The 18,870-nt window shown below is 64.5% G+C and carries 17 protein-coding genes and 1 tRNA gene; 6 read left to right on the top strand and 12 right to left on the bottom strand.

Features of this window, described 5'->3' with window-relative positions:
• Window positions 1-185: 185 nt before the first annotated feature.
• From K6142_RS12900 to K6142_RS12910, 3 genes are all read right to left on the bottom strand, one after another.
• A complete protein-coding gene (locus K6142_RS12900; protein WP_190245570.1) occupies window positions 186-1,532 on the bottom strand; it encodes an ATP-dependent 6-phosphofructokinase in 1,347 nt (448 codons plus the stop codon).
• 266 nt (window positions 1,533-1,798) lie between these two features.
• Entirely contained in the window at window positions 1,799-2,794 is a 996-nt protein-coding gene (locus tag K6142_RS12905) for a glycosyltransferase family 2 protein (protein ID WP_190245571.1), read from the bottom strand.
• Between the two features lie 182 nt (window positions 2,795-2,976).
• The gene (locus K6142_RS12910) at window positions 2,977-3,534 is read right to left on the bottom strand and encodes an HDIG domain-containing metalloprotein (RefSeq protein ID WP_190245572.1); all 558 of its coding nucleotides are present in this window, start codon (window positions 3,532-3,534) and stop codon (window positions 2,977-2,979) included.
• A gap of 299 nt (window positions 3,535-3,833) precedes the next feature.
• Between K6142_RS12910 and ricT the strand changes: the two genes are divergently transcribed.
• Together ricT and metG are read left to right on the top strand one after the other, a co-directional pair.
• Window positions 3,834-5,510 carry a stage 0 sporulation family protein gene (ricT, locus tag K6142_RS12915; RefSeq protein ID WP_223380873.1) on the top strand — a complete coding sequence of 559 codons (1,677 nt, stop codon included), beginning with the start codon at window positions 3,834-3,836 and terminating at the stop codon, window positions 5,508-5,510.
• Window positions 5,511-5,672: 162 nt separating this feature from the next.
• Window positions 5,673-7,646, top strand: a complete 1,974-nt coding sequence (metG, locus tag K6142_RS12920; RefSeq protein ID WP_190243612.1) for a methionine--tRNA ligase — start codon at window positions 5,673-5,675, stop codon at window positions 7,644-7,646.
• Window positions 7,647-7,859: 213 nt separating this feature from the next.
• On the opposite strand, the gene K6142_RS12925 is transcribed toward metG, so the two are convergent.
• From K6142_RS12925 to K6142_RS12935, 3 genes are all read right to left on the bottom strand, one after another.
• Window positions 7,860-8,612: a TVP38/TMEM64 family protein gene (locus K6142_RS12925; RefSeq protein WP_190243611.1), complete on the bottom strand. Its 753-nt coding sequence runs from the start codon at window positions 8,610-8,612 to the stop codon at window positions 7,860-7,862.
• 309 nt (window positions 8,613-8,921) lie between these two features.
• Window positions 8,922-9,344 (bottom strand): hypothetical protein, encoded by a 423-nt coding sequence (locus K6142_RS12930; RefSeq protein WP_223380874.1) that lies wholly within the window; start codon window positions 9,342-9,344, stop codon window positions 8,922-8,924.
• A 70-nt stretch (window positions 9,345-9,414) separates the two neighbouring features.
• Window positions 9,415-10,143 (bottom strand): glycosyltransferase family 2 protein, encoded by a 729-nt coding sequence (locus K6142_RS12935; RefSeq protein WP_190243609.1) that lies wholly within the window; start codon window positions 10,141-10,143, stop codon window positions 9,415-9,417.
• A 111-nt stretch (window positions 10,144-10,254) separates the two neighbouring features.
• Here K6142_RS12935 and K6142_RS12940 point away from each other — a divergent pair.
• From K6142_RS12940 to K6142_RS12955, 4 genes are all read left to right on the top strand, one after another.
• Window positions 10,255-10,331: transfer RNA gene (locus K6142_RS12940), tRNA-Met, on the top strand.
• Window positions 10,332-10,660: 329 nt separating this feature from the next.
• Window positions 10,661-10,876, top strand: a complete 216-nt coding sequence (locus K6142_RS12945; RefSeq protein ID WP_196608570.1) for a helix-turn-helix domain-containing protein — start codon at window positions 10,661-10,663, stop codon at window positions 10,874-10,876.
• Between the two features lie 70 nt (window positions 10,877-10,946).
• On the top strand, window positions 10,947-11,117 hold the full coding sequence (locus K6142_RS12950) for a hypothetical protein (RefSeq protein WP_223380875.1): 171 nt from the start codon (window positions 10,947-10,949) through the stop codon (window positions 11,115-11,117).
• A gap of 48 nt (window positions 11,118-11,165) precedes the next feature.
• Complete coding sequence (locus tag K6142_RS12955; RefSeq protein WP_223380876.1) at window positions 11,166-13,625, top strand: AAA family ATPase; 2,460 nt, start codon at window positions 11,166-11,168, stop codon at window positions 13,623-13,625.
• Between the two features lie 297 nt (window positions 13,626-13,922).
• Here the strand turns inward: K6142_RS12955 and K6142_RS12960 are convergent, their stop codons facing one another.
• The 6 genes from K6142_RS12960 to K6142_RS12985 all read right to left on the bottom strand — a co-directional run bounded on the left by K6142_RS12960 (window position 13,923) and on the right by K6142_RS12985 (window position 18,858).
• Window positions 13,923-14,105: a hypothetical protein gene (locus K6142_RS12960; RefSeq protein WP_223380877.1), complete on the bottom strand. Its 183-nt coding sequence runs from the start codon at window positions 14,103-14,105 to the stop codon at window positions 13,923-13,925.
• Window positions 14,106-14,373: 268 nt separating this feature from the next.
• Complete coding sequence (locus K6142_RS12965) at window positions 14,374-15,969, bottom strand: cobaltochelatase CobT-related protein (RefSeq protein ID WP_223380878.1); 1,596 nt, start codon at window positions 15,967-15,969, stop codon at window positions 14,374-14,376.
• 75 nt (window positions 15,970-16,044) lie between these two features.
• Complete coding sequence (locus K6142_RS12970; protein WP_223380879.1) at window positions 16,045-17,070, bottom strand: DUF3150 domain-containing protein; 1,026 nt, start codon at window positions 17,068-17,070, stop codon at window positions 16,045-16,047.
• Window positions 17,071-17,115: 45 nt separating this feature from the next.
• A complete protein-coding gene (locus K6142_RS12975) occupies window positions 17,116-17,403 on the bottom strand; it encodes a hypothetical protein (protein WP_223380880.1) in 288 nt (95 codons plus the stop codon).
• Window positions 17,404-17,479: 76 nt separating this feature from the next.
• Window positions 17,480-17,776: a hypothetical protein gene (locus K6142_RS12980; RefSeq protein ID WP_223380881.1), complete on the bottom strand. Its 297-nt coding sequence runs from the start codon at window positions 17,774-17,776 to the stop codon at window positions 17,480-17,482.
• 104 nt (window positions 17,777-17,880) lie between these two features.
• Window positions 17,881-18,858 (bottom strand): AAA family ATPase, encoded by a 978-nt coding sequence (locus K6142_RS12985; protein ID WP_223380882.1) that lies wholly within the window; start codon window positions 18,856-18,858, stop codon window positions 17,881-17,883.
• Window positions 18,859-18,870 lie beyond the last annotated feature (12 nt).

Raw genomic sequence — 18,870 nt, forward strand, 5'->3', positions numbered from 1 at the left:
GAAGCCCCGTGTTCCGCGGCAATAGATCACACCACTGCCTTTCTGACCGTGCCCGGACGGGGATTTCGTCGTCTGGCAAGGAAAATGAGCCTTCCGCGACGGGAGCGTACTCTTCTCGTACGTGACCGGAGCGGAAGGCGAAATCTGACGCCGCCGGAGGTCCGAAGGACGGAGTACAGGCGCGGTCAAATGGGGCAGGCCCGGGTGGTATCCGGCACCATCCCCGCCAGATCCACCTGCCCGGTGGACTCCAGCACCGCCCGCCAGTAGTCGGAAGACACGTTCAGCTTGCGCCGGGTGCGCGTCACCAGGTCCAGCGGCAGGTGCACGTAGCGGTCCATCAGTTTGGACACCACCATGCCGGTGCGCCCGGCCATGGCGGCGTGCACGGCGTGCTGGCCCAGAAAGCCGCAGTACACCCTGTCGTTGGCGTTGGCGGGCACGGAACGGATGATGTAGCTGGGGTCGATGTACTTCAGCGCGTACGGCAGCGAATGTTCGTCGCAGTAGCGCTTGATTTCCGAGCGCAGCAGGGTGGCGATGTCGCCCAGGATGGGGTTGCCCGAGGCGTCGGTTTCGCCGGTGCCCTCCAGCAGGTGCTGGCCCGCGCCTTCCGCCACCACGATGACGGCGTGGGCGCGCGAGCGCAGCCGCTTTTCCAGCGCGGGCAGCAGGCCCCCTTCGCCGTGCAGGGCAAAGCGCACCTCGGGAATGAGCACGAAGTTCACTTCCTTCAGCGAAAGGGTGGCGTGCGCGGCGATGAAGCCCGACTCGCGTCCCATCAGCTTTACCAGGCCCACGCCGTTCATGGCCCCCAGCGCCTCCACGTGGGCGCACTGGATGGCCTCCGTGGCCTTGTACACGGCGGTTTCGAAGCCGAACGACTGGCTGATGAAGTTGATGTCGTTGTCGATGGTCTTGGGGATGCCGATGACCGAGATGCGCAGGTTGCGCCGCGAAATTTCGGCCACGATGCCCGACGCCGCGCGCATGGTGCCGTCGCCGCCGATCATGAACAGGGCGCTGACGTTCATGCGCTCCAGCGCGTCCACCACCTCTTCGGGCGACTGCGGCCCGCGCGACGATGCCAGGATGGTGCCGCCGAACTGGTGGATGTCCGAGACCTTGTCCGGGGTCAGTTCCATGAATTCGTGGCGGTACTTGGGGATGAACCCTTCCAGCCCGTAGCGGATGCCGATGACGGCGGGCACGTTGTAGGCGTGGTACGCCTCCATGACGATGGCCCGGATGACGTCGTTGATGCCGGGGCACAGGCCGCCGCAGGTGACGATGGCGCACTTGGTCTTGGAGGAATCGAAATACAGGTGGCTGCGCGGCCCGGCGGGTTCGAACAGCAGGGGCACGGATTCGGCGCCCAGTTCGGCGATGTGCTCGCGGTCGAGGAACAGGGGGATGCCCTGTTCGTCGGCGTAGCTGCCGTAGCAGAGCGGGGTGGGTATCTTGGCCGGTCCCAGGACGGGAATGGTGGTGTCCAGTTGCAGGACGCCGTTGTCGAAATGGGTCGAGGGCATGGGGTCTGTCCTCCCGGGGATGGCGGCTTGGAGTGAAGTGGGCGGAGGGGGGAGCCGGTCAGGAAATGTCGGCCGGTTCCGTTGGCATTTTGTGTGGTTTTTTCCGGATATACCTGTGCAGCATAGCACGGCGCAGCCCATAAGGCCAGCCTGCGCGCGCGGAATGAACGGGGCGGACGGTGTGCGCCGTCCGCCCCGATGCGTTCATGGTTGGGGTCGGCCTTTCGCGCGCGGACAGGGCCGCGTGTGCGGTGCCAGCGCCCCGGCTACCAGGGTGTGGTGGGGTACTGCATGCCAAGCTGGGTATCCAGCATGGCCCGCGAGGTTTCGCGCAGCACGGCGGTGTTGTGGCGGGCGCACTTGTCGCAGCCGATGCCGGGCAGCGCGGAGACCACGTAGCGCACGCTGGTGCCCGCCAGTTCCAGCAGGCTGTTGCCCAGCGAGGTGAGCACGCAGTAGTTCTTCCACACGTACAGCATTTCGTCGCGCACGCGGGTGCGCACCACGCCGTCGCCGTTCAGGTCGAAGTCCTCGACTTCGGGCCGCAGGACAAAGGCGTCCTGCGCGCAGGCGCGGGCCTGCGGCACCACGGCCACGTTCCAGTCGAACATCACCGCGCGGCGGATGCGGCGGCACAGGTCGTGCCCGGTGAAGGCATCGCCGTGAAAGCGTTCGTCCAGCGGGCCCAGCTTGCGCAGGGCGGCGGTCTTCACGGCGGCGAAGGCCAGCGAAACGGCCTGCACGCGGGTGGGCTGCTGGAAGTGCTTTTCGCCGTAGGCGGGCCAGTTGAACCAGGTGCGCGGCAGGCAGCCCGGCAGCCCGCTGAGGCGGGCCAGCTTCACGATCAGGCCGGGCAGGCGGGCGGCGCCGCGCAGCACGGCGTCCTTGGGGCCGTTGACCATGCCGCCCGCCACCATGCAGGCGGGGGTGGTGTCCATGTGTTCCACCAGACGGCGGGCCGCGCCGGGGCACAGGGTGACGGCGGGATCCACGAAGATGACCACGTCGCCGCTGGCGCGGGCGACGCCCAGGTTGGCGGCGGCGGCAAAACCGGCGCTCGCCGGGGCTTCCACGATGACGGCCTCGGGCGCGATGTCGCGCGCGTTGCGTACGGTGGCGTCGGTGGAGGCGCGGTCCACGACGATGATGTCGGCGGATTCGGCAAGGCCCGTCATTTCGGCCGCGGCGGCGCGGACCGAGGCAAGACAGTCGCCGATGTACTTCGCCGCGTTGGCGGCGACGATGACGAACGAGAGCTTCATGCGGGGTTCCTTCGGGGGTGTTGTGCGTTGGAGCGGTGTCGTTGTTGCCGGAAAGGGGCGCGCGAGCGTGGCCCGACTAACCTCATTGGCCCAACTGGTCCGATTGCCCGGCTGGTCCGATTGCCCGGCTGGCCCGATTGTCCGGCTGGCCAGATCGGCCCGTGCGGGCAGGGGCGGGCCGACTAGCGGGTTAGTCCCAGCTCTGCGGCGGCAGGCGTCATGGCCTCGATGGCGATGGTCAGGAATTCGCCAAGTTCAAGGCCGATGGCCTCGCACTCGCGTATCCTTTCACGGCTGACGCTGGCGGCGAACGCCTTGTCCTTCATTTTCTTCTTCAGGCTGGAGGCCTGCATGCCGTCCATGCCGGTGGGGCGCACCAGCGCGGCGGCGCTGACCAGGCCGGTCACGCTTTCACCGCAGCGCAGGGCGCGGTCGAACAGGCTGGCCGGTTCGCGGCCGGTGCATTCGCTGTTGTGGGCCACGATGGCCTGTACGGCTTCCGGCGGCAGCCTGTCCCCGATGAGGTCCACGGCCACCAGGCCGTGGTGTTCGGGGGTGTCCTTGGTGAGCGGGTAGTCGATGTCGTGCAGCAGCCCGGACAGGCCCCACAGTTCGGCGTCCTGCCCGAAGCGGGCGGCCAGGCCGCGCATGACGGCCTCGGTGGCCAAGGCGTGCTGGACAAGGTGGGGTTCCGGGTTGTGCGAGCGGAGCAGGTCGAGGGCTTCGGCGCGGGGGAGCATGGGGGCCTCCGGTGGACGGTCTTCGTGAAACGGGTCACATGGACTTCGAACCTTGTACGGCACGAGCACGGGCGTTGCAACCGCCGCGAACATGCGCGGGCCGAAGGGGGCCGCTGCCGCCGGGGCCGCGCGGGGCGCGGCTTTGTTGACACGTGCCCCATAAAAGCGGAAAAGAGGAGGTTATTTCGCCAAGGAAGGCGGAGATGGCCGCCACGCGGCCATGCGGCGTAATCCGTTCGCACCCCCTTCCGCCGGAATGTTTCCGGACGGGCGTCAACCGGCTGAAACCGGCGAGCACGATGGAACGAATACTCGGCATCAAGTTCCGTGAATACGGACAGATATACTATTTTCTTAGTGGTGGTCAGCCCGTTGCCGTGGGTGACAGGGTGATCGTGGAAACCGACCAGGGACAGGGCATCGGCGAAGTGGTGGCCCTGCGCGACGACCTGCCCGAAGACGCGGGAGAAACCGAGGCCGACCTGCGGCCCATCCTGCGCGTGGCCAGCGGCGAGGACCTGGAACAGGCGGCGGAAAACGAGAAGCTGGGCGACGAGGCCCGCGCCTTCTGCAACGAATGCATCCGGGGCCGCGACCTGGAGATGAAGCTGGTGGACGTGGAGGTGTTCTTCGACCGCAGCAAGATCATCTTCTACTTCACCGCGCCGACCCGCATCGACTTTCGCGAACTGGTCAAGGACCTGGTCAAGAACTACCGCACCCGCATCGAGCTGCGCCAGATCGGCGTGCGTCACGAAACGCAGATGATCGGCGCGGTGGGCAACTGCGGCATGGTCTGCTGCTGCCGCCGCTTTCTGCGCAAGTTTGCCCCGGTGACCATCAAGATGGCCAAGGAACAGAACCTGTTCCTGAATCCGGCCAAGATTTCGGGCATTTGCGGGCGGCTGCTGTGTTGCCTGAGCTACGAGCAGGAAAACTACGAGGAATTTCACCGGCGCTGCCCGCGCCTTGGCAAGAAGTACCTGACCTCGCGCGGCGCGGTGAAGGTGCTGCGCGCCAACATGTTCCGGGGCAGCCTGGCCCTGCTGACCGAATCCAACGAAGAGGTCGAGGTCACGCTGGAAGAATGGCAGCAGATGGAGCCGCGCCGACCCGAGCAGGGCGGCGGTGGCCCCGGCGGTCCCGGCGGCCACGGTGGCGGCATGCCGCGCCCGGACGGGCCGGAAGGCCAGCCGCGCGAGGGGCGTGACGGGCGCAGGCCCGAGCGTGGCGACCGACCCGAACGGGGAGACCGGGGTGATCGCCCAGAGCGATCGGACAGGCCGGACCGTTCGGATCGTCCCGACCGTACGGACCGTACTGACCGGGCTGACCGGCGCGATGGCCGTGCCCCGCAGGCACCGCTCGCACCACTTGACGCCCCGCGCCCCATGCGCGAGGCCGCCCCGGCGGGCAGCATCGCCCAGGCCGCGTTTGCCGCGACCTTTGATACGTTCATGACCGGCGGCCCCGCGCCGCAGGCCGAAGGGGCGGATGCCCCGGTGGCAGTGGCGGCGGCTTCCGTGGGCATCGCTGGTGACGGCGCAGATGCCACCCCGGCGGATGTCCCGTCCCCGGCGGTTTCCGCAACCGACGGCGCGACAGCCGTTTCGGCGGCGGCTCCCGCTGCGTCGGACGGTCCCACCGTCGGCACCGCGCCGCAGATCCCCGGCACGGGGGTAGCGGCATCGGACGCCGGTTCGTCCCAGCCCCAGGCCGGAGTCCAGGCCGGTCCCGCTTCCGGTGCCGCTCCTGCCGCACCGGCTCCGGCACCGGCACCCACCGTGGCGGGCGCGCCGGCGGCCATCGCCATGCCGCGTGCGCGCGGCCCGCTGAAAAACACCGATCCGTCCACCCTGCGGTCCAGCCGGGGGCGGCGCAAGCGCAAGCGGCGTCCTTCCGGTCCCCGTGAGGGCGGTGAGGGCGGCGAGGGCGGTTCCGGCGGCGGACATAGCGGCGGAACCGGCAGCGAATAATCGACCACATCCGTCAGCCCTGCATCCATCCGCACGGAGCAGGACGCGGCGACCATACAGGCAACAGTTTCCGCCCCCGGCGCGCGCCGGGGGCGGCCATCATATCGGAACGGCGGCGCGGCAGGCCCGCACCGCCCGCAGCGTCCGAATCGGGAGACCCACGTGGACCGCTTCTACATCACCACCCCCATTTACTACGTCAACGCCAAGCCGCACCTCGGCCATGCCTACACCACCATCGTGGCCGATTCGCTGCGCCGCTTCCACCGCCTGCTGGGCAAGGACACCTACTTTCTGACCGGCACCGACGAGCACGGCGACAAGATCGTGCAGGCCGCCGAAAAGGCCGGGTGTTCGCCGCAGGAATTCGTGGACGGCGTGAGCACGCAGTTTCGCGACCTGTGGCCGCATCTGGGCGTGGAGTACGACCAGTTCATCCGCACCACCGACGCGGAACACAAGAAGTGCGTGCAGGACGTGTTGCAGAAGGTCTACGACAGCGGCGACATCTACTTCGGCGAGTACGGCGGTCACTACTGCTACGGGTGCGAACGGTTCTACACCGAGAAGGAACTGGAAAACGGCCTGTGCCCCCAGCATCAGGTGAAGCCGGAATACATCAGCGAAAAGAACTACTTCTTCCGCATGTCCAAGTACCAGGGCTGGCTGCGCCAGTACATTCTGGACAACCCCGACTTCATCCGGCCCGAACGCTACCGCAGCGAAGTGCTGGGCATTCTGGACAGCGGCGCGCTGGAAGACCTGTGCATCTCGCGGCCCAAATCCCGCCTGACCTGGGGCATCGAACTGCCGTTCGACAAGGACTACGTGTGCTACGTGTGGTTCGACGCGCTGATCAACTACATCTCCGCGCTGGGCTGGCCCGACGGAGAGAAGTTCGGCCGCTTCTGGCCCGGCGTGCAGCATCTGGTGGCCAAGGACATCCTGAAGCCGCACGCGGTGTTCTGGCCCACCATGCTGAAGGCGGCGGGTCTTGAGCCCTACAACAACCTGAACGTGCACGGCTACTGGCTGGTGCGCGACACCAAGATGTCCAAATCGCTGGGCAACGTGGTTGACCCGCTGTCCATGATCGACAAGTACGGCCTGAGCGCCTTCCGCTACTTCCTGCTGCGCGAGATGCACTTCGGCAGCGACGCCAGCTTCTCGGAAGACGCGCTGGTGGCCCGCCTGAACGCGGACCTGGCCAACGACCTCGGCAACCTGTTCAGCCGCGTGCTGTCCATGACCGCCAAGTACTTCGGCGGCGTGGTGCCCGCGCAGGGCCCGCTGACCGAGGAAGACGAGGCCATCCGCACCCTTGCGGAAGAAGCCCAGCGCAATTACGTGCGGCTGTTCGAACGGGTGCGCTTCTCCAACGCGCTGGAATCGCTGTGGGAACTGGTGCGCGCCCTGAACCGCTACGTCGACCATGCCGCGCCGTGGACCCTGTTCAAGCAGGGCGACACCGAGCGCCTGGGCACCGTCATGTACGTGATGCTGGAATGCATGCGCAAGGTGGCCGTGCACCTGTGGCCGGTGATGCCCGAGGCCTCCACCGTGCTGTTGGGGCAGTTGGGCCAGACGCTGGACCCGGCCACCGTGCAACTGGCTGACGAGGCCGACTGCTGGGGCGGGCTGGCCGCCGGTACCACCGTGGCGGCTTCGTCCAACCTGTTCCCCCGTGTGGAACTGGAAAAGGCGGAAGAGCCCAAACCCGCCAAGGCGGAAGGCAAGAAAAAGGACAAGGCCGCCGCTTCCGCTCAGGCTGCCGCGCAATCCGCCGCACCTGCCGCTGGCGACGAACCCGCCACCATCGAGTTCGCCGACTTCCAGAAGCTGGACATCCGCTTCGGCACCGTGGTGGTGGTGGAACGGCATCCCAACGCCGACAAGCTGCTGCGTGTGGAAGTGGACCTTGGCGAGGCGGCCCCGCGCCAGATCGTGGCCGGGCTTGCCGAATACTTTACGCCGGACTTCCTGCTGGGACGCCAGGTGGCCGTGGTGGCCAACCTTGCCCCGCGCAAGCTGCGCGGCCTGGAATCGCAGGGGATGATCCTTGCGGTGCGCACCGAAAGCGGCATGCAACTGGTGGCCGCGTCCGGTCCGGTGGCCAACGGGGCCAAGGTGTCGTAAGGCGCAGATCGCCCGAACCGTTTTTGACGCTGCAATGAAAACCGCCCGCCGATGCATGTCGGCGGGCGGTTTCGCGTTGCGGCGGGAAATGGCGCGTGCAGGTGGCGTGTTGGGCGGGGCGAGATGCCGGAAGCCAGCGGGGGCAGCTGACTCGGTTGGCTCAACTGTCTCAGCTGTCTCAACTGGTTGGGGGGGGCGATCTTGCGTAGCGGGCTATACGCCCTTGTCGGTGGGGGAGGAATGGTTGCCGTTCTCGTTGCCATCCGGTCCACCCTCAGCGTCGTCTTCCGGAACTTCGAGGGTGTCGTCCACCCGGTAACGGCGGTACAGCAGGTAGCCCAGCAGGCTGGACACCACGAACAGCACGGCGCTGGCGGTGGTGCGCAGCTCCGGCGAAACGCGCACTCCGCTGCCCAGCAGGGCGAAGATGAACGTTTGCGGCACGTACCCGGCGGCGGACCCGACAAAGAAGGGCAGCGCGGGAATGGCGCTGACCCCGGCCAGCAGGTTGGTCAGCACGTTGTTGCCCACGGGCAGGCAGCGGATGATGAAGGACATGGCGAACGGATCGCGTCCGAGGAAGGCGTTGATTTTCGCCACCCTGCGGCTGAAACGGCGCGCCACGAACGACTGCCCGGCAAGGCGCGCATAGTAGAAGGTGACCACGCAACCCATGGCCGTGGCCAGCGTGCCCCACACCGTGCCCAGCACCGCGCCGAAGGCATAGCCGCCCAGAAAGCTCACCACCTGGCGGGGCATGCCCACGGCGGTAAGCAGGCAACTCACGCCAAGGTACAGGGCCAGGCCGGACACGCCGTGGTCGCGGATGTTGGCGTCCACCCAGGCGGTATCCAGGGCGTCGTGCAGGCCGGAAAGGCGCAACAGAGCGATGGCGGCGGCAAGTCCGAGAAAGACGAACGCACCCTTGAGCACGCGTTTGAGAAGTCGGGTGGGGCGGTTGGTCATGCGGGGCAATGGCGGGCGCCGGGTGAGGGTGGACGGACGGGCGGCGGTTGGCGCGGCGACGGGGTGAACGGCAGGCGATGGCCGGGTGCGGTGGAACGCCCCGCGCGGGGCTGGTCCTGCATCGGTGGGGCCGGTTGGCTGCGCATGCCGTGTGCCGGTCGAGTGTGTGCCGGTCAGGCGTGCGCCTGTCGACCGCGTGGCTCAGGCGCGTACCGGAGACGGTTAGGACACGCGCGGCGCGCTGACGGCGGCGCACACCGCATGTGCGCAGTAGCGGCAACGGGCCGCGACGTCAAGATGCCGGAGGGTTCAGCGCAAGCGCGGCCAGAGCAGGGGCATGGCCAGTACCTGTCCGGCCAGCAGCAGCATGTCGCGCTCCAGCAGGGCAAAGACAGCCACAAGGCCGCCGCCGGTCAGCATGGCGATGCGCAGAAGGCGCGGGCCGCGTGGGGCGGGGGCGGCGCGGGAGGCTGGCGCGGATGGCGTTTCGCTGGGGGGACGGCCTGTGGCGTCGGGAGAGGAGGGCGTGTCCGGTGGGGCGGCACTGCCCGCATCGACGGCGATGGTTGCGCGGGTGCCTTCGGATGGTGCCTGTCCACCCGGCGTGGATACCGCACTATCCGGATGATGCCCGCAGCGCATGTCCAGCGCCAGCGCGACCAGTTGCGACAGCAGGCCAATGGTCAGGATGGCCCAGCGGGCGGGCCAGAGCATCCATTCCAGCGTGTCCATTCCCCAAGCCCGTGCAGAGATGAGGGGCTGTCCGGCCCGGAGCAGGGCGGCGGTGCGGCCCGCCCCGAGATCAGTTGTGCTCGGCGATGTCGTAATTGATGTAGCGGCGCTTCATCCACGCCACGGCCAGCAGGTCGAAGGCGGCGGTCTTGGCGCGGCTGAAGGCCCCGTACTTGGATACGCCGTGCAGGCGCGGGCGGTGGTTCACCTTCAGTTCGGCCACGGTGGCGCCCTGCATCTTCATCAGGGTGGGCAGAAAGCGGTGCATGCCGGTGAACATGGGGATGCGCCGGGCCATGGTGGTGCGCAGCACCTTCAGCGAGCAGCCGGTGTCCTTCACCGTCTCGCCGGTCAGGCGGTTGCGGATGGCGTTGGCCCACCTGGAGGCGATGCGCTTGGCAAAGGTGTCCTTGCGCTTGGCGCGCCAGCCGATGACCATGTCGTACCCGCGCTCGAACTCGATGAGCATGGCGGGGATATCGGCGGGGTCGTTCTGCAGGTCGGCGTCCATGGTCACGATGACCTCGTGGCGCGCGGCCTGGAACCCGGCGGCAAAGGCGGCGGATTGCCCGCAGTTCTTGCGGAACGACAGGTAGCGCACCTGGGGGTGCTCCGCCGCAAGGGCCCTGATGACCTCGAGGCTGCGGTCCTTACTGCCGTCGTCCACGAACAGCACTTCCCACTCCTTGCCGATGTTGGCGATGGAGCGGCGGATTTCCTCGAACAGGGCGGGCAGGTTGTCCTGTTCGTTGTACACGGGCAACACGACGGAAAGAGAGGTGATGTTCTTGTTCTGCATGGCCCGCACTACATAAGGAATTTGCCCGGCGATGTAAATGCGCGGTTGACAGCCCGGCCACCCCCGCGTATACACACCTTCTTCGCTGGGGAGGCAATCCCCACATCGTGTCGCGGGGTGGAGCAGCTCGGTAGCTCGTCGGGCTCATAACCCGAAGGTCGTCGGTTCAAATCCGGCCCCCGCAACCAGTAAATCAAGGCCCTTACGGATGCTCTCCGTAAGGGCCTTTTTGTTTTTCCAACCCTATTTCCAACCTTGGGATGGCTAATCGGAATCTCGTAGTAGCAAAACCATGGGCCACCCCGTCACCATACGCATCTGTTAGGAGGCCTCCCGAACTGGGGGGCCTCCTGCTTTTTATCCTCTCTCCCGTGAGTCGTGATGGGCAACATCTCCAGGTACCAAACGTCGACGTTTGGTACCCATGACATTTTTCGAGGAATTTGGTTTCTACTGATCTGTTGGGTGCGCAAAGCAGCCCGTTTAAGAAAAAGAGCTTTGGTTCAGGAGGATTGCCATGAGCATTGGTGGCGTTGAGCGCACAGAGGCCCCGGACACCCAGTGGGTATCGGAAAAAACCGCAGCACAATTGACAGGCTTGAGCGTCCACACGCTGCGTGGGCATCGCCTGCGAAGAAAGGGACTCCCCTACACGAAGGTCGGTCGAGCGGTTCGCTACTCGACAATAGACATTGCCAGCTTCATGCAGGCGCACAGAATCGACTTTTCGTAGTTCAGTGCCCCGCGCTGATATCCAACGCGGTGGCTGGAGCTACTCAATCTCCAACTCATGAGAGGTTCATATGCATCCGAAAGAAGAACAACAAGTTCCTAAGATTCCCCAAATCGATCTCAATGTCCTTGCCGCGCGTGTCAAGGAAGTCCTGGAGGCATCGCCCGAGTCACTTGCGAAGGTCGAAGAGATCCAGGTTTCGCTGACGCGTTTGGACGTCACAATCATCCCAAAGCGATAGATCGCATGGCTGGGGGGGATACCCCCCTGCCCATGCAAAGGAGTTCTTATGAAAGAGTTGAGCATTGAAAAAATGATAGAAACTGCGTGCAAAACGAGGCAACCGGTAACTAGTTCCTGCATGCTTGGGGAGCCAGCTTTACATGGTGAGTCTCCTGTCATTGACGTCACACCCACAGAGGCCTCTTCGTTACCGCAGCCCAGTTCGCCTCATCGGTGGCAACGGGAGGCCCCATGGGCGCGGCCCCGAACATCACTGGCCCCGCATCTGCCATATAACCAGGCGAGCTACCCGGCAGACACGACTCAATATTTTCCTGCAATATCACCCAAGGTAAAGCGGATGCTGGCCGGGGTTGACGGCTCGAACCTTCCGTCTGTCCTCACGGCGGATTCAAATGCGGAAGTATTCAGCGCGCTGGTCGAGTGGGAATTTGCAAAGCTCGCCGCTGACCGTCGCGAGCGCCTGCTTATGGCGCTTGGCATTGACGTTGACAGGCATTTGTGGCTTCGCCGAGGCGGGAATCCCAAGAGTAACAAGGGGGATGAGAGCATCATTTCCCTGGCGTCTTCAAGCCTGAATAGAGGCCCACTCGAAGCGGCTCAGGTCGTGGGAGGGCTGCTCGGCTTGAAGCCGGAATACTGCTTCCATACGTTTCCGGCTGGGAGCAATACCCCGCCCCCCCTGCCACCGAGCACCAGCATCATTGAGGAGTATATCCCGAAGCAACTTATCGTTCGAGGGCGCTCCTACCAACTTGAAGATGTGGACTATCTGCATGACTTCAGTGGGTTCAAGGAGCAGGCGGTCTGCCGCTATACCAACGGCAATGGCGATTTTTTTGTGCTCGCGAGCCGAGTCGAGAAAGATGGCGAACCTGCACTACGTATCGGTGTGGCTCCGGCCTCTGCCTGGCTGTATTCGCGCACGAGGATGGCAAGATATCGGAAGGCTCCCGTGTTGCTCTGCCTCGGTACGCGGGTGGCCATGCACTTTCGGGAGAAGGCACGGGAGGGTCGGTTGCTTGAACGGGCAGGCATCATTGCTTCTGGCTGCTTTGGGGGGGCGACTGCATTTGACGCCCTGCACTTCAAAGACCTAGCCGGGCATCCTGTCGTGATTATCCCCGACTCCACTCGTGAGGGGGTGAAGGGGGCTGAAGACTGGGCGAAACGTTGCGCAAAGGAAGGCGCCGCGAGCGTGAGCGTCTACCCGTGGCCCATCATTGCCACCGGTGTGCCGGTCATTGATGCCTCTTGTCCCCCTGAATCGTGGGAAAAGGAGCTGTGGGGGAGGGCGGTGTACCTTGACCGCATTGAATTGCCCTCAAAGTTTGCTCAGGACGTGTGCCGTCTGTCTATTCCGGCTGCGGACTATAGGCGGTGGATGGCGTCCGTGGGCCTTGTGTCCGTGCCCACGGAGGAGGTTCGGGAAAGCAAGGGAACCATCCAGTTTTTTCGTCTTGGCGACATTCAGGGAAAAGAGCCGGGTGCCCGAGTTCTTCTGACTCTGGATATCCTGATCACGCCCCAATACACGACGCTGATTTGGGGATGCTCCAATGCGGGCAAAAGCTGGGTCGCTATCCAACTGGCCTTGGCTATGGCTGGTGGATTCAAAGCATTCGGACTAGCTGCGATGGGCCCTCGCCGCGTCTGCTACCTTGATGGTGAGGTTGGCGGGGAAGACTTCAAGGCGCGTTGTCAGCAACTCCTTCACGGAAACCCGAATGCCCAGGCCCTCGTGGATCAAAATTTGAGCATCCTGCCCCAATCCGGCTTGAACATTCTGGATGCGGCATGCTCGCAACAAGTCATCGAACAACTCCGCCACGAAAGGGCTAATGTGCTTGTCATCGACAACCTGTTGTCGTTGGCTCCAAGCGCGGCCAAAAGCAACGCCGATGGGCTGTTCAACTTCGTCCGACAAGTTGAACAAGCAGGGATCGCGGTCATCATCGTGCATCACTCCGGCAAGGATGGAACAAACTTCAAAGGATCAGCCGATCTCTCCAGTTTGTCCCAGAACGTCATCCGCCTGGATGGGCGCGAGCAGTTGGCAAGCCAGGAGAACCGGAGCCCTGAGTTGGAGGAGGTTTGCCAAGCCGACGGTCCAGTCGTGCGAATGACCGTTACCAAGTGCAAGGCTGCGCCCCAACTTGAAAGGAAATCCTGTACCTACCACCTTCCGGTAGGTAGTGGGTGGCGCCATATCGAGGGCTCTCTCGCAGACGTCGGGCAATCGCCTATGTCTGAAGGATTGAGCAGCGAGCCGAGGGCAATGGAGCCCCCCGTTGTTCCCACCCGGGATGTCGACATGGACTCCCTGTCGCCAGACGAGGAAAAGGTGTTCAGTGCGCTGAAAGAGAAGAAGAGCTCCAGGTCTGAATTGGAAACACGGACCGGCCTCAAAGAGGACAAGCTTGGTGGCATACTCCGAAAGCTCAAGGACCGAGGGCTTATCGTAAAGGAAGGCAAAGGCAAGGCCACCTACTACCGTTGTGTGTAGTGCTGCTTGCAAGCGATTCCGTCTTGAACGGGTGCCTCAGCATACGGGGCACCCTTCCTTTTTCTGGAATGCCCGGCCATGCGCAGTGCTTTTATCGTGATGTGCCGGGGTTGTGCCGCGAAATGCACCGGTGATTCGGTGGTTATACACCGCAAATCGGTGAAAAATTGAGGGCTAAAAAGAAAAAAATAGTAATGTCAGCATGGTGGGCTAGTGCATCCGGGTGGGGGTGTGCGCCTGTGGCGTTCCCCCTACTCCGTTGTGGGGGGGATGATAGTCTCCCCCCTCCTTCATGGACTACTCCTCTTGGGGACGGCCTTCAGGCAGCGCCAACGGTTCTTCCTCGCAATCGTTCGTTTTCGTGGTGCCTGTCTCCGACAATATGGCAGCAGCGAACACGCCAGCGACACCGGCTAGGCAGCCGCCAAGAAACACCCAGGCCCTGTTCATTCCCTTGTCCTTGGACTCGTGCTCAGTCATCGATGCTCTCCTTGACGACGTTAAGTACCGCGATGGCTATGGCGATGATTGATCCCCAGCTTATGCCCATTTTCCTCTCCTCGGGGTGCGGACCTTGGGGCAGTCCGCGAAGAGGACGCATTCCGCAGGCGGCAGAAGGCATTTCTTCCACGGCCAGAACCGGCACAGGTACATCCAGCGCATATGACCTCCTTGTCGGGGTGTTGAAAGAGAACGGGGAGGCGTGGTGCCTCCCCGTTGTTCGTTGCCGGTGTTTTTCGTCGTTGCATCATGTCGCGCGCCTTCCGACCAGAGCGCCTTGGAGCAGGCCGAACATCGCCGGGGTAAGTTCGGCCATGGTGTTGATCGTCCTGTGCCGTCCCGGCAGGTGTTGCAGGATGTTCACCGCACCGATGCCGATGGCGTAGACCTCGAACCCCAGCCGTTCGGCGTGCCGAATGGCTTCCAGGGCACATGTCGGCGTATCGGGGTCGCCATCGGTCAGCAGCAGGATGAGTTTGCGAGCCTCACGCAGGGGCAGCATTTCCTGCATTACCCACCACAGGGACTCGGCCAGTGGGGTGGTCCCCACGGCTGCCACCTTCAGTCTCGGATGTACCCGCTGACCGTGCCGCACCAGGCGCCCCACCGTTTTCTGTTCTGTTGACGCCGGGTCATGGCTGGCCGGAAAAGCGGTGATGGCCACGTTGATGCCCACGGTCTCAAGGGCCGAAGCCACGGCGTGACAGGCCGTGCTGGCCAGCCGGATGTTCGGGGTCATGGACCCTGAGCAATCGAGAAGTAGGTGCACGGCGGTATTAATGCCGACGCGCGTTCCCTTGCGCATGAAGACGCGAGCGTCATCCGTGGCGATGCGGTGGAGCCTGCGCGGGTCGAGCCTCCCGCTCTGTGCCCCGTGGGTCCGGCTGATGGTCGCAGCCTGCAACAGGCCATGAAGCCGCGTCCGCAGGGCCGTCGATGCCCGTTTGGCCTCGACGATGTCATCAGGGTGCAGGTCAGAACTGGCCTTGTGGGTGACGGTGGCCACGCTGACGGGCAGTCCATCACGTGCGGGAGCCTCACGCTTCAGGGCCTCACCAAGGATTGCACCGAATTCCTGCGGAAGCTCGTCCTCCTGGGCATGCAGCAGGTTCCTTATCCGTTCCCATGGCGATGCCGTAGGCTGATTGCCATCGCCAGACCCACCCTCCGGGGCTCCCCCAGTTTGATTGGCGTCCGGATTCGTACCTGACGCGGGTTGCGGCGTTTCCGTGGCCTTGCCCAGTTCAACGACGATGGCCCGCGCATGGGCAATGGCCTCGGCAGTGGATGCGCACGAGGTACGTACCGCTTCCACCACGCAGGCCATGCGGGTAAGCAGGCCCGGACAGATTTTATCGAGATGTGCCGCGATGGTATCGCGCCGTTTTTCGATGGCCGGGACGTCCCATGCCCTGACCGTGAGCAGCAGCCAGTTCAGGAACAGCACAGCGGGATCGTCCGCTGTCTTGGTCGCCTTGCCGCCGAAGAAATGGCCGATGAGCCAGTCGAAGTTGCCCCGGCAACCGGGGAACGAGGCGACCAGACGGTTTTCCACCCTCCAGTCCTCGATGATGTTCCAGGCATGGTGCTCAAGAGGGGCAAGGTTCGCGGCCTTCAGCGCTGCGAAGTCGGTATCCCGCAGGTGGGCGGCCTCATGGTCGATGTAGCCGCGGGCCAGTGCGAGGAAGGTGTCGGGCGCGTCCACTGGCAGTGCGGGAAGATGGATGGCCGCGCCGTCCGTGTAAGCCTCCGTGCCCCCGATGGTCACGGTGACGCCGTATTTCCTGCCGAGCACGCTCGCCACCAGCGGCAGCGAGCGCATCACGGCGCGTGTATCCAGCATGTTGTCCTCCTGCAAGGCGGCCCGTAGTGGCCGGTCCGCCCGGTAGTAGCGCCAATGGATGGGGGAATGTAAGCCCTACCAAAGCCCGCAATTGGGCAGGACGGGTTGCAAGTCGGGCATGACCTCGCGGGGAATGGCGTCCAGCGCAAGGTCGTCCCCAAGGTCGGGCATGTCGTCTTCCCCTTTTTCGGGTTCGTCTGCGGACGCTATCCGTCCATTCTTCGTGCTCCCATCCTGCCGCAGCAGAGCATCCAGCAGGTCTGCCGGACGATGCCCCTCCATGATCCGCTGCCCATGCTCCATGAGCGCGGACGGATCGCGCAGCAGGGCCACCAGCCCCTGCAGCATGAGCAGGTGCGCCCCCTGTATCCTGCCCCGCTTGGGCAGATTGGCGAAGGCCGTTCCGATGAGGTCGGCCACCGGGGCCACCCTGGGTTCCACGAAGGTGAGCCCGACCAGTTTCTGGTGGATGGTTCGCAGGGGAGACAGCGCCTTGTGGGTCACTTCGCTGCGGCCCGCGTAGCACTTGTGCCAGGCCTCGGTGGCGGCTTTGGCCACCTCGTCGAACAGGGTCCGGCCAAGCCCTCGCACCTCTTCCGCAAGCCCCAGGGCAACCGGCTCCACATCGTTCTGAGCGGGCGGCACGATGCGGTAGACCTGCCAACGGAAGCCCATGCGGCTGCGCACGTAGTCCGCACTGACGGTGGAATCGGCGATGATGCGCTCCCACTCGCCGTGCCGGGCAATCCAGTCCCGAACGGCGTCATCGTACCGGGTGAGGAAGGTATCCCTGGCTGCCAGAAATTCGGTTCGAATGCGGTCGAGTTCTTCCACAAGAACGGGGGCTTTTTCCTCCGGAATGCCCCAACCGCCAAGAAAGCGTACGCCGTGACGGTCGAGCAGGTTCACCGCGCGCGCTTTCAGCGTGCCGAAGATCTTCAGTTCCTCGGGATCGCAGATGCGCTTGCTGCCGAGGGAGGCAAGCTCCTCCGGCGGCAGGTCTGCACCGCCGAAGTCCGCCGGGGTCAACTTGCGGCGGGCGGTCCAGATGTTCACGTCGAGGTTGATGGCCATAAGGCAGTTCAGGATGGTGTCGTTCATGTGCGTGCTCCATAAAAGCGGAACGCCCCTCGGGGGAGGGGCGTCCTAGATTCCGTTGTGGAAGTGGTAGTGGTCTTTTTCGATCTTCTCCGCAGCCTGTCGCCACATTTCCTGTACCGGGTCCTCGTCGATGCAGCGGCCCCACCCGATGGTGTGGACCGTGACCCGAGAGGGATGTGGTTCCTCGTCATCCCCGGTCCAGGTGCGGACCTTGAGGAGGTAGAGTTCCGCTTCCGCCTTCCAGTGGTGGCGGACGCCGTTGGTGTGGATATCCCGGACGAGGTGGATGCTGCGGGAGAAGGGGAAGATGCGCATGGCGGATGTCGCTTTCATGAGAGTGTGCTCCTCGTGGGTGCTGTGTAGGTCGAGGTCGTTCCAGAATGCGGAATCGTCGGGAGGGAAATCACGGTTACGGGAGAGGGCCGTATGACGAGGCGAGCCGGTAGCCTTCCTTGAGTTTGCCAAGGGTGCGTGACCGCGCCTCGCGGATGGGGTTGCCCCGGTTGCACCGGGTGATGGCCAGGGCAAGCCGTTGTCCTTGCGTATTTAGCTTGCCCCAATGAAGGTCGATGCCGTGCTCCTGGATGGTGCAGGACCAGAACTTGCCGCCCGAAGGTGTGTCCTTTTCGAGGCGCAGCCAGGGAGGTGAAGGGAGGGAGGCGAAGAAGGCGGGGTCAAGAGACTGACGAGTAAGCAGGGAATCCATGAACTGGAGCACTAGGCCGGTATTGCCCGGGATTCGGGGAGACGCGGCATCCTTGCCGGGGGTGTCCGCAGCGGACGTGTTCGGCGCGGTAGCGGCGTCCCCGCTCACTCCCCCGAGGGGAACATGCGCTGGGCGATCTCGTGGAGCAGCGTTCGGGTTTCCCGGGTGGCCTTGAAGCCGAGCGTCCGGTCGAGGGCGTAGGCCACGGGCTGGATGCCCTGCAGGGCGAGCGGCTGGAACCGCTGGGTCAGGTCGGCCCAGCGAATCAGGGTACGGGTGGAGAAGGTCACCTCGATGGAGGCGCCATGCGCCGTGCCCGATTCGTCCATGAACAGACGACGGACTTCGTTGGCGTAATCGATCATGGTGCGCCGCAGGGGTGCAGGGAGTTGCGGTGCGATGCGTTCCAGCAATCGTTCTTCCGCTGCGGGTTCGGGGTAGCCCATCTCGCACAGCCAGAACCGGTCGAGGAAGGCGAGGTTCTGGCGCAGGGTGCCCTGGTAGAGGCCCGTTTCGTCGGAACCGCCGTTGGTGTTGGCCGTGGCCGCGAACCGGAACATGGGGTGCGGCATGACCAGTTCACCGCCGTTCTCCGGGATGCACAGGGGCTGGCCGTCGAGGATGCCGTTGAGCCCCGTGGCCGTGGCGGGTTCCAGTAAATCCAGTTCGTTGAGGAGCAGGATTCCTCCATGCTTCATGGCCAGCGCCAGCGGTCCGTACCGGAACTCCATAGAGCCCTGATGCACGGACAGGTGGCCCACGAGGTCGGGGAATTCCAGCCTGCCATGCCCGGTAACCTCAAACACCGGGTAGTTGAGCCGGGCGGCCAGTTGCCGGATGGCGCTGGACTTCCCGCTGCCGGTGGGACCGAACACGTAGAGCGGATCGGATGCGGTCATCAGCCAGACCACGATGTCGCGCGTGGTCTCGTGGAAGATGTAGTCGGGGTCGGCCTTGGGGGTGTACGTCGAGGGCTGGGGGTAGCCCTTGATCATGCGGCCCGACGGGGTGCCGCTGAACACGGCGCCAGCGTCGAGATCGACGGGCTGCAACGCGTGCAGGCCCGAATCGGTATGGGGCATGGGGTGCTCCTT

The sequence above is a fragment of the Nitratidesulfovibrio sp. SRB-5 genome (assembly GCF_019931275.1).
Lineage (GTDB): Bacteria > Desulfobacterota > Desulfovibrionia > Desulfovibrionales > Desulfovibrionaceae > Cupidesulfovibrio.

What these genes read in the sequence shown, in the direction of transcription:
- K6142_RS12970 (WP_223380879.1), bottom strand. Translation starts at nt 17,070, where the DNA reads ATGAACGACACCATCCTGAACTGCCTTATGGCCATCAACCTCGACGTG.
- K6142_RS12955 (WP_223380876.1), top strand. Translation starts at nt 11,166, where the DNA reads ATGAAAGAGTTGAGCATTGAAAAAATGATAGAAACTGCGTGCAAAACG.
- K6142_RS12960 (WP_223380877.1), bottom strand. Translation starts at nt 14,105, where the DNA reads ATGACTGAGCACGAGTCCAAGGACAAGGGAATGAACAGGGCCTGGGTG.
- K6142_RS12935 (WP_190243609.1), bottom strand. Translation starts at nt 10,143, where the DNA reads ATGCAGAACAAGAACATCACCTCTCTTTCCGTCGTGTTGCCCGTGTAC.
- K6142_RS12985 (WP_223380882.1), bottom strand. Translation starts at nt 18,858, where the DNA reads ATGCCCCATACCGATTCGGGCCTGCACGCGTTGCAGCCCGTCGATCTC.
- K6142_RS12910 (WP_190245572.1), bottom strand. Translation starts at nt 3,534, where the DNA reads ATGCTCCCCCGCGCCGAAGCCCTCGACCTGCTCCGCTCGCACAACCCG.
- K6142_RS12925 (WP_190243611.1), bottom strand. Translation starts at nt 8,612, where the DNA reads ATGACCAACCGCCCCACCCGACTTCTCAAACGCGTGCTCAAGGGTGCG.
- K6142_RS12930 (WP_223380874.1), bottom strand. Translation starts at nt 9,344, where the DNA reads ATGGACACGCTGGAATGGATGCTCTGGCCCGCCCGCTGGGCCATCCTG.
- K6142_RS12905 (WP_190245571.1), bottom strand. Translation starts at nt 2,794, where the DNA reads ATGAAGCTCTCGTTCGTCATCGTCGCCGCCAACGCGGCGAAGTACATC.
- K6142_RS12965 (WP_223380878.1), bottom strand. Translation starts at nt 15,969, where the DNA reads ATGCTGGATACACGCGCCGTGATGCGCTCGCTGCCGCTGGTGGCGAGC.
- K6142_RS12975 (WP_223380880.1), bottom strand. Translation starts at nt 17,403, where the DNA reads ATGAAAGCGACATCCGCCATGCGCATCTTCCCCTTCTCCCGCAGCATC.
- K6142_RS12945 (WP_196608570.1), top strand. Translation starts at nt 10,661, where the DNA reads ATGAGCATTGGTGGCGTTGAGCGCACAGAGGCCCCGGACACCCAGTGG.
- K6142_RS12900 (WP_190245570.1), bottom strand. Translation starts at nt 1,532, where the DNA reads ATGCCCTCGACCCATTTCGACAACGGCGTCCTGCAACTGGACACCACC.
- K6142_RS12950 (WP_223380875.1), top strand. Translation starts at nt 10,947, where the DNA reads ATGCATCCGAAAGAAGAACAACAAGTTCCTAAGATTCCCCAAATCGAT.
- K6142_RS12980 (WP_223380881.1), bottom strand. Translation starts at nt 17,776, where the DNA reads ATGGATTCCCTGCTTACTCGTCAGTCTCTTGACCCCGCCTTCTTCGCC.
- ricT (WP_223380873.1), top strand. Translation starts at nt 3,834, where the DNA reads ATGGAACGAATACTCGGCATCAAGTTCCGTGAATACGGACAGATATAC.